Genomic DNA, 10958 nt, shown 5'->3' on the forward strand with positions numbered 1-10958 from the left:
GAGTGGCTTCGTTGGGAGCCACAACGAAGGATGGCGATAAGGGTCCGACCGAATAAAAAATCCGTTGCTTGAACTTCAAACAGCGGATTTTTTATGTCACGACAAACAATCAGAACCCACGCAACACCCTGGAAGCCTTCCGCCACCAGGACTCACGCCGATTGAATGGACCATCCGCCAACACACAAGGCATATCCCGCAACCGAATCCAGGGTTCATCCTGCCAATGCAGCATGCTGAGCGACATCTGAGGCCAATCCAGAACACTCAACGTCGGACGCTCGACCGCTCGCGATGGTCGCGCATCACGCAGCGCAGGCACCACCTGATGCGTCAGCCACTCGCGCAGCAACCGATACTCCGGGCAGTAGTGATAAACCAGCAATGCATAAACACCAGACTCACTCACCATCAAGCGTTCTTCCGCAGTGCCGTGGGCGTAGACAAACATCATCTGTCGCTGATCAGCATCGAGCTTGCGCGACATGCGTTCATCGAGAAATTTGCCCATCAAACGCCCCAGGTCATGAGCGCAGAACCAGGCCTGGTTCTCCACGAGAAGGGCGTGAAGGTAGATGTTGTGACGGGTGAAAAGGGTTGATACGAGTGGTTCAGACATAGCGTACCTCCTGAAGCAGAAGCACGGGATTCGATCTGCGGGTACGGCAATTCACCTTCATCATGAAGGATGGGGATACAGGCATTTCCTTTACCTCTGGCTGCTTTCTTAGGGCACTCGTTATGGGTGTCGGGAGCTAAGAAACCCACCAGAGACGGGCCGGACATATTCCCCTTTCGGGTCTTGTATTCGCCCACTCCCGACATAACGGGGATTTTCTCGCAGGCGTAGAGAAACCGCAGACGAAAAAAAGCCGCATGACTGTCGGGTGCGGAGAACCGCTCTGGTTGAGGCGTTTCTTAGGCGCCGAATTGAGAGCGTAGGGGGTCAATGCCGCACGGTCAACCCTTCAAAATCGTTCAGCATTTTTCAGCCGAGAATGCGTAGGCCTTAAGCATTTAAATCGAACGCTTTCTGGATCTCAGTGCGTAGGAGATCTCTATTTTTGGTGTCGCATTCCCAAACGACTACCACTCGCCATCCCAGCGAGAGCAGTGTTTGCTGAGCATTCAGGTCTCGCTCAACGTTTCTCGCCAGTTTTGGTAACCAAAACTCAAGCTTACTCTTGGGCGTGTACGCATATTTGCAGCCGGGATGCCGGTGCCAAAAGCAGCCGTGGACGAATATGCACAGTCGATGCTTGGGGAACACCAAGTCAGGTGTTCCAGGCAGATCCTTCCTATGCAGACGATAGCGAAGCCCCATTTCATGGCAAACCGATCGCACGACCATTTCAGGCTTCGTGTTTTTCCCCTTGATCATCGACATGATCTTGGAGCGATGTTCTGGGGTGACTATGTCTGCACTCATTCAAGGCTCATTCAAAGGAAAACTCGTCTCCAGCCAGTTCTGTAAAGCGGTGCTGTCTTGCAATCCTGTTTCCCGAAGAAGCTCAACAATGTCTTTTCCGGCGAGAATCATCACAGGATGACCGTCCTCAACGATTTCTTTATAGGCTTGGTTGTGAAGCCATGATGTTGTGATTATCACCCCAAATTGTCGGTGTCGCAGACGAGAGATGAGCCTCGAAACCTCCCGCACCCTCACAGAGTTATTCGTGCCATAACATTTGGCCTCGATTGCAAAGTCCACAAGGACAGAAGACTCCGGTCTGCCGATTCTGAGCTTGCCAATGCCATCGCGACCGCCGTCTCGATAAGGCCTCGTCAGGTCTAACTCGACGGTGTCAGGTAAACATATTCTTACCAGATGAGCGGCGCAGGCCTCAAATGCATATGGATCTGACTCAAAGTATTTGTGCAAGATGGCTAGCATCTTCACTTCCTCTTTTGAGGATGGAAGCTGATCCTTCTTGGAGCGAATAGGTTGAGAGCGTTTCGCAATGAGAGGGGTGTATTGACCCGATTTTACCCAATTGAGCCACTCAATCGGCGCATGGCTGCTTTCGCTTGCACGAACCCCATTGATGATGTCGACCAGCCAAGCTCTCGATATTTTTGGTAGATCGAGGATGGTGAATGTGGCTCTGTAGTTCTGAAAACGCTGACCTTTGCTGGTGTGCCAGACAGCTACCAAATCATCGTTATGAGTGCTTCCGATTCGGCCCGGGACTGCCAAGCCTCTGAAAATCACGTCTCGAAAGATTCCCGCCTTGGTGAAAACAAAGATTGGGGGGTATCGGCTCGTAAACCCGAATGTTGACGCTCGAAAATTTGCTCCAAAAGGTTGTTGCCATAACGGTTCGTTTCGTCCAGTTTACGACCCGGCTTCTTATTGTCACCGTAATAGGTGAATACGCCGGTCGAGAGATCAAGCTCGTCTGGCCAGTCCAGATCCTTCATGCTCGATAGGAGCGCTATCAGGTGTGGGCCATCGCGTGTTCCTCTGTACCTGAAGCCGCCTTGGTTGCTGACGTCTAGTAGCTTGTTCAGAGGATCGTCGCTGGAATTGCCATTTCGGCTTCCAGAATAGCGAGCGTCAATCATCAAATCTGAGCTTGACAGCTCGTCAACAGAGTAAACCAGGTTGTCAGTCATGGTGGTGTCCTAGTGCCATCAAGGTTGAATGGTGCCGGGAACCTGGTAACCTGGCTAGAAGATTAAATTAAAGGCTTTGAAATGGATCAGATTCGTACGTTTGACATGTTCTGTGGCGCGGGAGGCAGCAGCCTTGGGGCGCGGGAGGGCGGTGCCAAAATCGTCGGTGGCGTCGATCTTTGGGGGCCCGCGGTAGAATCCTTCAAGCTGAACTTTCCAGACGCTCATGTGTTTCAAGAAGACCTTCGGATTTTGACGCCAGAGATAGTGTTAGAAAAAACAGGGCCTATTGATCTTCTGATTTCCTCACCTGAATGCACGCACCACACGTGCGCCAGGGGAAGTAAACCTCGATCTGAAGAAAGTAAGGACACAGCTTTTCAGGTAATTAGATATGCAGAAGCAATGAAGCCTCGTTGGATTACTTTAGAGAATGTGGTCCATATGAAGCCTTGGGGGAGATATAAGGAGTTAATGGAGGAACTCGTGCGGTTGAAATATAACGTGCGTGAGCAAGTTATAGATGCTTCGGGATTCGGAGTTGCTCAGCGTAGACGCAGACTGTTTATGATTGCTGATCTAATGGGGATGCCAGATATAGTTACTCCTATTAACACATTGCATAAAAACGTTTGGGATATTTTAGATAGATCTGAAAAATACAAGATGACGCCACTAAGAAGACCCAATCGAGCTAAGGAAACGCTTGCTCGCGCTGATCGCGCTATCGCCGAATTAGGTCCGGATAAACATTTTTTGATAGTTTATTATGGCACCGATGGAGGGGGAGGTTGGCAGCGAATGGACACCCCATTAAGAACAATTACAACGGTTGATCGATTTGCGTATGTTAAACCGACTCTTGATGGGCATATGATGCGTATGCTTCAACCCGACGAGTTGCGTAGAGCTATGGGGTTTCCCGAGCGTTATGAGTTTCCTGATGTTACTAGGCGTGAAAAAGTAAAACTAATGGGTAATGCTGTCTGCTCTCCAGTGATGGAGGCAATTGTGGCATCGCTTCGGGCCTCAAATGTAAATGGCAAAATTAGTAAAGACGCAGCGTAAATTAAAAGTCCGCAAACACTAAGTGTATGCGGACTTATATATTTATGAGAAGCGCATTACTCCAGGTCTTCGGGTGTAGGTAGTATACTGATGCGATAGTTCATCGATCATCGTTCTTCTCAGGCGCAATATTGGAGTTAACGGCATATTTCTAATTGCGACTGTAGGTATCGCTAAAAATCTTCGGCACGAAACGATAATTAACTTCTCGGCTCCCTGGTGCTCCACTGTACCTATAGAGTGCAGCGCATCACGTGCGAGCTTTCCTTCTGACTCACAAAATCTAGAGTCCTCAGGGTTGAGAATTACGCCTAGTAGATATCGTTGAGTAACTACTTTTCCCTGCACGTCGTCACATTCAGGTGACAAAGAAATTAGGCAGGGAGAAATTCTACTCGGTAGGTCAGGGGTTTTCCTTGCTTCTTGAAAAGTCGAACGATCTGGACCTTGCACGATAAATTCATCTAGCATTAAGTTGCGCCATTTTGATGCGAAGCATCGAGAAAAAAATTCGTCAAACTCTTGTTCATTTATCGCGGAGATGGTTCCGCGCAGATGATGTGTGTTGGCAGTATCTGTTAAGTTTTCCACGAGATAGTATGAGTGTAATTTTGCAGCGCTTACTCCAACTGGAAGTGATAACTTACCGCCCGACAGCTTCTCTTTGATTTGATCAAAGGCGTCACTTGCGTTACCTAATAATGAGTATCTAAATTGATCCTCTAGAATTGGTAGTAAAGCATTATCAATTGCTCGTAATGGATCATTTTTTGCATTTTCTCTGCCGACTGCTTCTTGTGCTAAATAAGAAATTAAATTTAGCCATGAGTCTGCTGTAGAAATGTCGCCCTGTGGGTTTGCTGAGATTTTAAATAAGCTGTTGCTAACAGAGTTTGCTGCCAGGAATGCTCTTTCTTCCCATTCCATGACTGCTCTTAATGTCGGGCATTTAGCGACTTCGGCAAGTATAAGATTTTTGAAGTTGTCCGGAGTCGTTTCTTCAACTTCTTCGGCTTCGTCATCTAAGTCTGTTAGTACAGCCTTCTTATCTATAAAGCCGAAAAAGACAGGTAGTTGAATCCCTAAATCATCGGCACGATCCTTGAGCGTTTGAACAATTTCAGCTTCATCTTCTGCAAATTTAGACCAGAAGATTAATCCGTAAGGTCCGTCGCTCGTTATACTTCTTAAGAAAGGACCCAGTATGCCGATGTTGTCGATGCCACTAATGCCGCTAGTAGGAGTTAAATGTATGTCAGAAAAAATCAATCGAAGTCCATTGCAAGGCTCTCGGACTTCAGGAGTTACTGCCCCATCTTCCACTAGGTAAGAGATAGCGCCGAATCCCGCTTTTCCTAGCGCACGGACAATAATGTCCAAATGCTTTTTTTGATCGTCTAGAACTACAACCCGTGCGAACGCTCTCATTGTTTAATCCTTAAATTGGAGAACCACAGCAGATCCATCATAGTTTTCAGAAAAACTAAGGTCTTCTCTTAGCTCAGATGCAGGACAAATAAGTAGTTTGCCTTGGATGGACTCCATTACTAATCGAGCGTAGTAAAGGCCTAATCCCATTCCGCCGGTTTTGGTGGTGGAAAATGGTTTTCCAATGGCTTCTTCTGGAAGTTGAAAGCCAGGGCCATTGTCAATAACGGCTATGATGCCTTCTTTTAATTCGGCGTCCCATGTAGAGATGATAAGAATTGCCGCGCTCAAATCACGGTTGTCTCTTTCTTTACGGTATCGTGACCAATAAATTGCGTTGTCAATTATGTTGCTTAGTGCTCCTATTATTAGATTTATTGGGCCTTTAACGTTGAAATTTATCGCTTCATCGCTGTCGGACGTGCGATTTGATAGGACAATTTCATGTCGAGGGAAGCGGTGCTCGTGCATTGCAAGTACGCGTTTAGTAAGCTCTTCTGCAGGAAGTGTTTTGGTTTTTTCTTTTTTTAGTAATGGTTTGAATGTAGCAAGCAGGCTTCTTAAATGAGTGACAGTTTTCTGAATTGCCTCCGGGTTAACATTTGTCTCTAATTGATAAACAATTCGGTCGACTCCATGTACCATTTCGTGAAAGGCTAGATTGATATTCATCGCGGCGACACCTGACGCGGTCATTACTTCCCTGTATCTATCTAGCTCATTTTTAATCGATAATAATGCTGGGGCAATCTCTGCTTGTATTTTGTGCTTGGATGCGGTTTTCTTAATATTATCAATTGCTTGATCAAAAGGCGGGATAATACCTTCACCTTTTATAGCGACGTCGATTGCAGTTCGATCAGTAGCATGGCGATTCTCAAATCTTTCAAAGATGCTAAGTGTGATTCGCCGTAGCATCTTATAGCTCTCATTTTCATCAAAGCCTTCTCGGTTCGTCTTTTCTTGTAGGCGAGAGCTTTGTTCAAGTGATAAGTTTAAGTAAGACACTATACTGTTTGTTCCGAACTTCCCTCCAGGAGTGTTAATCCGCCTGGTGTTTAGCCTCAGCCAGTCGTCCCCAGGTTCGCCGTAGTTAAATACACGAATCTGATCTCTATAGACCCGAACGCCCGACTGGGCTGTTAGCCAGTTTTTTAGCTGTTGAGAGTTCCCCAGGAGCTTAAGAACTTCGGATGTTTGAAGAAAGGCATATATTCTTCCGGTAATTGGTCCTATACCTTGAAGTTCTTCGGGCGTTAGGAAGATATTTTTATTTCGTTTATCAGTGATCTTGTTCGCAAGATCATCTTTGTCTTCCGGTACTAATGGTAGTTTCTCTGTAAAACGTTTGAAACTGGGTTTCAAATTTTTAAAGCGTGGTGGATTAAATATATATGCGCAGCGCAGAGTTCCATTTTTGTCAATTCGGAATACGAATTTCCATAATGCATTGCCCAGCATGTCTTCAACATCCGGCAGATCTGCGATGTCATCTTCTCTCCCAGGTATATTAAGTTCGACGTTAAAAGAATCATTCGAGCTAAATGGATTGGCAAGGGATTTTACTAGGCGGTATAAGTCGCGTATATCCCGTCTGGTCCAATCTGAATTGTGCAGATCCGTAATTTCTATGAAGGTGCCGTGGGATGATTTGAAATACTTTGGGGGTTCGTTTTTTATTATTTTAATTTGCATGTTGTTATCAAGATACTTGGAGCTGCTTATAAGTGCATCCCAGTCAATCGTGAATTCGTATTCAGCTCCATCTTTCTGTTTGGTTATAAGTTTTAGGTTTTTACCAAGTTTTTGGACTGCTAGTCTGCCGACACCTTTCTCGCCTAACGGCTTGCGATTGTATTTTACGGATCTTTTTTTTCCGGTACTTGACCTTTTCGAGTCAGTACCAATTTCTAGCCATGCATTTATAAGTGTGTCGAATGACATTCCTGTGCCATTATCAAGTATCGTGATGGATGGCGTGGGAACGAGGAGGTTCAGAGTGACAGAGACATTACTGGCATCTGCATCGTAAGAGTTTTTTACTAGCTCAAATACTGCCAATCGATCATGGCCAATCAACTGATCCCCAAGCAATCTCAGTATATGGCTTTGTACTTTGAGTTGGTGACTAGATTCCATTATGTGACCTGACGTTTAAGTACTGTGATTGTTGTCCTCAGAGCCTTTGGAGGAGAGCGACTTTGGGACCTTATATACATAGATTTCATTGATTATGAACATACTGATTCACTAGGTTGCTGTCTACTGATTGCTCTAAAAAAACCTTGACGGAGTAAATAAATTATTTTCGATAGCTGAGGTTTCTCTGTTAGGGCATAAACACAAGGCATAAAAAAGGGCTGCTTTGCAGGCAGCCCTTTTCGTGTAATTAGAGTCTCAATCCCAGCTCAACGCCCCACCAGTCTGATACTCGATAACTCTCGTCTCAAAGAAATTCTTCTCTTTCTTCAAGTCCATAATCTCGCTCATCCAAGGGAACGGGTTAGTCGTCCCTGGATACTCTTCCTTCAAACCAATCTGGCTCAAACGACGATTAGCAATGAACTTCAGGTAATCCTCCATCATCGCCGCATTCATGCCCAACACCCCGCGAGGCATGGTGTCCCGCGCGTATTCAATCTCCAGCTGAGTCCCCTGCAGAATCATCTGGCTCGCTTCTTCCTTCATCTCGGCATCCCACAAATGCGGGTTTTCGATTTTGATCTGGTTGATCACGTCGATGCCGAAGTTCAGGTGCATGGATTCGTCGCGCAGGATGTACTGGAACTGCTCGGCGACGCCGGTCATTTTGTTGCGGCGGCCCATGGAGAGGATTTGGGTGAAGCCGCAGTAGAAGAAGATGCCTTCCAGAACGCAGTAGTAGGCGATCAGGTTGCGCAGCAGCTCTTTGTCGGTTTCGACGGTGCCGGTTTCGAACTTCGGATCGGAGATCGAACGGGTGTATTTCAGGCCCCAGGTGGCTTTTTTCGCGACCGATGGGATCTCGTGGTACATGTTGAAGATCTCGCCTTCATCCATGGCCAACGATTCGATGCAGTACTGGTAGGCGTGGGTGTGGATCGCCTCTTCGAAGGCCTGGCGCAGGATGTACTGGCGGCATTCCGGGTTGGTGATCAGGCGGTACACGGCCAGGACCAGGTTGTTGGCAACCAGGGAGTCGGCGGTGGAGAAGAAGCCGAGGTTGCGCATCACGATGCGGCGCTCGTCGTCGGTCAGGCCTTCCGGGTCTTTCCAGAGGGCGATGTCGGCGGTCATGTTGACTTCTTGCGGCATCCAGTGGTTTGCGCAACCGTCCAGATACTTCTGCCAGGCCCAGTCGTACTTGAACGGTACGAGTTGGTTGAGGTCGGCACGGCAGTTGATCATGCGCTTTTCGTCGACAGCAACGCGGGCGGAGGCGCCTTCGAGTTCGGCGAGGCCTTCGGCGACGTCGAGGGTGTCCAGGGCAGCTTTGGCACGGGCGATTGCGGCAGAGTCGGTCGCGGTAACAGCGCGAGCTTCTTGAGCGGCGACACCACCAGCGGTGTCGAGTCGGTCCATGTTGGCTTCAGTCGCGTGGCCGGCGTTGGCGCCTTTTACCACGGTCTCGCCGCTGTCTTCTTTGTCGAATTCGTCCCAGCTCAGCATGACGTGTCGTCTCCTGCGTGAGGGCCAGATTGCCCGTGTGAAAACTGATAGGTTGGTTTTTCACACAGCCGTTTCTGGCCGCGTTGGATCTAAAGGAAATCGTTTTTTGCAGCAGTACAACGCAGGCAATAAACAGAATTTTGTACGGGTGTTCCGAAGCCGCCGATGGGCGCAGAAAACGTGAACCGCTCTGCGTGGGCTTCAGACTGGCTTTTCACCCCTGTAAGGGAATATTGCAGGCCCGTTTAAGTGCGCATTATAAGGAAATTTTCGGCCCCGTGGTGCGGCGAAATGGCACTCGCAGCGGTCGGCGAGGGGCGTTTTCAGGTTGGAGCGAGGGTTTACAGGGCTTTGGCGGAGGAAGTTTTTTTTTCGTCTGTTTTGGCTTGTTTTTGACGGTGAGGGCTGGGTGTTCGCGTGGTTATGGTCTGTTGTTGTGTTGCAAGCCCGGTGGGGCGGGGCTTTCGGGGGAGGGGAGCCGTTTTTGTGGGGGTAGTTTTTGGCTGAAAATGTTCTTGAAATGGATTGCTCAAAAAACAACCAAAAACAACATTTTTTACTACATGTAGTGGTTTTGGTCGATTTTTGACCATTCCAGACACAACTAAGCCCGACCGAAGTCGGGCTGTGATGTTGCTTTCGGTTTTCAGCTGAGGCGACCAGCACCTACGTGATCAGAACCATCGGCAGCGACCTTGGCAGCGCCGGTGTGATCAAAGCCGTCAGCAGCGACTTTGGCAGCGCCGGTGTGATCAAAACCATCGGAAGCGAAAGAGGCCGAACCAGTGTGGTCGTAACCGTCAGAAGCGACAGCCGCTTCAGTGAACGCAGCCGAACCAGTGTGGTCGTAACCATCGGCGGAGAAGGTGTTGGCGGCCAGTACGGAGAGGGTCAGGGCGAGGATCAGTTTGGTTTTCATGGTGGTATCTCCAGGTTCGTTGGCGTTGTGTGCCTTGGGTGTGGAATTCATCCTACGCCAACTATTTTGATTAAAAAGCGCAAATAAACGCTGAAAACAATCGTATTTATCGATGTAATCCTCGGCACTTCATCTGCCTTTAAAGCGGGCGGATGGGTCGAGCCTTGATAAATAAGAGGGGGGGCGGATCAGCCGTTAGAGCAGCCGTTGCCCATGACGCTGTAGCGCAGAATGTGCCGCTGACCTTTAGAGTCGTCGTATTCCATTTTGGCCGGAACCACTTCGCAGACATTCGGGATTTCGCTCATCGATATGACTTTGGCGATGTCCAGGTGGGTGGAGTAGGTGTATTCCTCAATGGCGGGTTGTTGCTGTGCGGCATCAGTCGAGACCTCATCCGCCATGGCGGTTGCGCACAAACTGCTGAGGACCAGAACCCATAAAGCTTTCATTTCAAATTTACCTTTCTGAGGTCGAATGGGGTCACGCAATCTTTTTGAGATTGCGTGTGGAGCTTTGATAAAGAGTCTTGGATTAACTGCCTTCGTGGGGGCTGCAACTGGGTTAATCACGTTGCCTTGTTGGCGAGACCGATTTTAGGCCTGGGGGTGGCGTGCATATAGCCGTGCTTTTGATAAACACCTTTGGCAGATTTGGTAACAATCCCCCGAATACGCCGTAAGCCCCCTGTAGATAACCGGGGTTGAGCGCCTTGTTGCGGTATAGCCACATTTTGTAGGGGCTTGTTACTACCATCGTCGAATGGTTCTATAGGCCCCGCCCGGCTACAACTGGGGGCATACAAAAACAACTATTCCACCGAGGTAAGAAAGATGAGTGCGGCTTCTTTGTATCCCGTTCGTCCCGAGGTTCTAGCCAACACGCTGACTGACGAGGCCACCTATAAGGCCATGTACCAGCAGTCGGTCGTCAACCCGGACGGCTTCTGGCGTGAACAAGCCAAGCGCCTCGACTGGATCAAGCCTTTCACTACGGTGAAGCAGACGTCCTTCGACGATCACCATGTCGACATCAAATGGTTCGCCGACGGCACGCTGAACGTTTCCTACAACTGCCTCGACCGTCATCTGGCCGAGCGCGGCGATCAAATCGCGATTATTTGGGAAGGGGATGACCCTGCCGAAAGCCGCAACATCACTTACCGCGAGCTGCACGAACAAGTCTGCAAGTTCGCCAACGCCTTGCGCGGCCAGGATGTGCACCGCGGCGACGTGGTGACGATCTATATGCCGATGGTCCCCGAAGCCGTGGTCGCCAT

Annotated in this window: 10 protein-coding genes and 1 pseudogene; 2 read left to right on the plus strand and 9 right to left on the minus strand. The window is 48.7% G+C overall.

The genetic code is table 11. From position 1 onward, the window contains the following. Nucleotides 1–109: 109 nt before the first annotated feature. The 4 genes and pseudogenes from PMI18_RS05815 to PMI18_RS31630 form a co-directional block, all read right to left on the minus strand. Entirely contained in the window at nucleotides 110–619 is a 510-nt protein-coding gene (locus tag PMI18_RS05815; RefSeq protein WP_007905351.1) for a BRO-N domain-containing protein, read from the minus strand. Between the two features lie 390 nt (nucleotides 620–1009). Next, on the minus strand, nucleotides 1010–1429 hold the full coding sequence (locus PMI18_RS0129775) for a very short patch repair endonuclease (RefSeq protein ID WP_033036824.1): 420 nt from the start codon (nucleotides 1427–1429) through the stop codon (nucleotides 1010–1012). Then, on the minus strand, nucleotides 1430–1894 hold the full coding sequence (locus tag PMI18_RS31985) for a restriction endonuclease (protein WP_443200875.1): 465 nt from the start codon (nucleotides 1892–1894) through the stop codon (nucleotides 1430–1432). It abuts the gene before it with no gap. 141 nt (nucleotides 1895–2035) lie between these two features. Then, nucleotides 2036–2616: pseudogene (locus tag PMI18_RS31630) on the minus strand (restriction endonuclease); the annotation flags it as partial. An 81-nt stretch (nucleotides 2617–2697) separates the two neighbouring features. Here PMI18_RS31630 and PMI18_RS05810 point away from each other — a divergent pair. Then, entirely contained in the window at nucleotides 2698–3684 is a 987-nt protein-coding gene (locus PMI18_RS05810; protein ID WP_007905370.1) for a DNA cytosine methyltransferase, read from the plus strand. A gap of 42 nt (nucleotides 3685–3726) precedes the next feature. Here PMI18_RS05810 and PMI18_RS31120 read toward each other — a convergent pair whose 3' ends face one another. The 5 genes from PMI18_RS31120 to PMI18_RS05790 all read right to left on the minus strand — a co-directional run bounded on the left by PMI18_RS31120 (nucleotide 3727) and on the right by PMI18_RS05790 (nucleotide 10131). Then, entirely contained in the window at nucleotides 3727–5112 is a 1386-nt protein-coding gene (locus PMI18_RS31120) for a hypothetical protein (protein ID WP_007905371.1), read from the minus strand. A 3-nt stretch (nucleotides 5113–5115) separates the two neighbouring features. Beyond that, nucleotides 5116–7251 (minus strand): ATP-binding protein, encoded by a 2136-nt coding sequence (locus tag PMI18_RS05805; RefSeq protein WP_007905372.1) that lies wholly within the window; start codon nucleotides 7249–7251, stop codon nucleotides 5116–5118. Between the two features lie 258 nt (nucleotides 7252–7509). After that, nucleotides 7510–8760, minus strand: coding sequence for a ribonucleotide-diphosphate reductase subunit beta (locus tag PMI18_RS05800; protein WP_007905373.1), 1251 nt, complete (start codon nucleotides 8758–8760; stop codon nucleotides 7510–7512). Between the two features lie 646 nt (nucleotides 8761–9406). After that, complete coding sequence (locus tag PMI18_RS05795) at nucleotides 9407–9679, minus strand: hypothetical protein (protein WP_007905383.1); 273 nt, start codon at nucleotides 9677–9679, stop codon at nucleotides 9407–9409. 188 nt (nucleotides 9680–9867) lie between these two features. After that, nucleotides 9868–10131, minus strand: coding sequence for a DUF2790 domain-containing protein (locus PMI18_RS05790; RefSeq protein WP_007905385.1), 264 nt, complete (start codon nucleotides 10129–10131; stop codon nucleotides 9868–9870). 381 nt (nucleotides 10132–10512) lie between these two features. Here PMI18_RS05790 and PMI18_RS05785 point away from each other — a divergent pair. Continuing rightward, a partial coding sequence (locus PMI18_RS05785; protein ID WP_007905387.1) for an acetyl-coenzyme A synthetase N-terminal domain-containing protein occupies nucleotides 10513–10958 on the plus strand: 446 nt, incomplete at its 3' end.

This window comes from Pseudomonas sp. GM102 (assembly GCF_000282555.1).
Taxonomy (GTDB): Bacteria; Pseudomonadota; Gammaproteobacteria; order Pseudomonadales; family Pseudomonadaceae; genus Aquipseudomonas.

Bases quoted from the DNA above. Each gene is read 5' to 3' on its own strand.
- PMI18_RS05815 (WP_007905351.1), bottom strand. From the start codon at position 619: ATGTCTGAACCACTCGTATCAACCCTTTTCACCCGTCACAACATCTAC.
- PMI18_RS0129775 (WP_033036824.1), bottom strand. From the start codon at position 1,429: ATGAGTGCAGACATAGTCACCCCAGAACATCGCTCCAAGATCATGTCG.
- PMI18_RS31985 (WP_443200875.1), bottom strand. From the start codon at position 1,894: ATGCTAGCCATCTTGCACAAATACTTTGAGTCAGATCCATATGCATTT.
- PMI18_RS05810 (WP_007905370.1), top strand. From the start codon at position 2,698: ATGGATCAGATTCGTACGTTTGACATGTTCTGTGGCGCGGGAGGCAGC.
- PMI18_RS31120 (WP_007905371.1), bottom strand. From the start codon at position 5,112: ATGAGAGCGTTCGCACGGGTTGTAGTTCTAGACGATCAAAAAAAGCAT.
- PMI18_RS05805 (WP_007905372.1), bottom strand. From the start codon at position 7,251: ATGGAATCTAGTCACCAACTCAAAGTACAAAGCCATATACTGAGATTG.
- PMI18_RS05800 (WP_007905373.1), bottom strand. From the start codon at position 8,760: ATGCTGAGCTGGGACGAATTCGACAAAGAAGACAGCGGCGAGACCGTG.
- PMI18_RS05795 (WP_007905383.1), bottom strand. From the start codon at position 9,679: ATGAAAACCAAACTGATCCTCGCCCTGACCCTCTCCGTACTGGCCGCC.
- PMI18_RS05790 (WP_007905385.1), bottom strand. From the start codon at position 10,131: ATGAAAGCTTTATGGGTTCTGGTCCTCAGCAGTTTGTGCGCAACCGCC.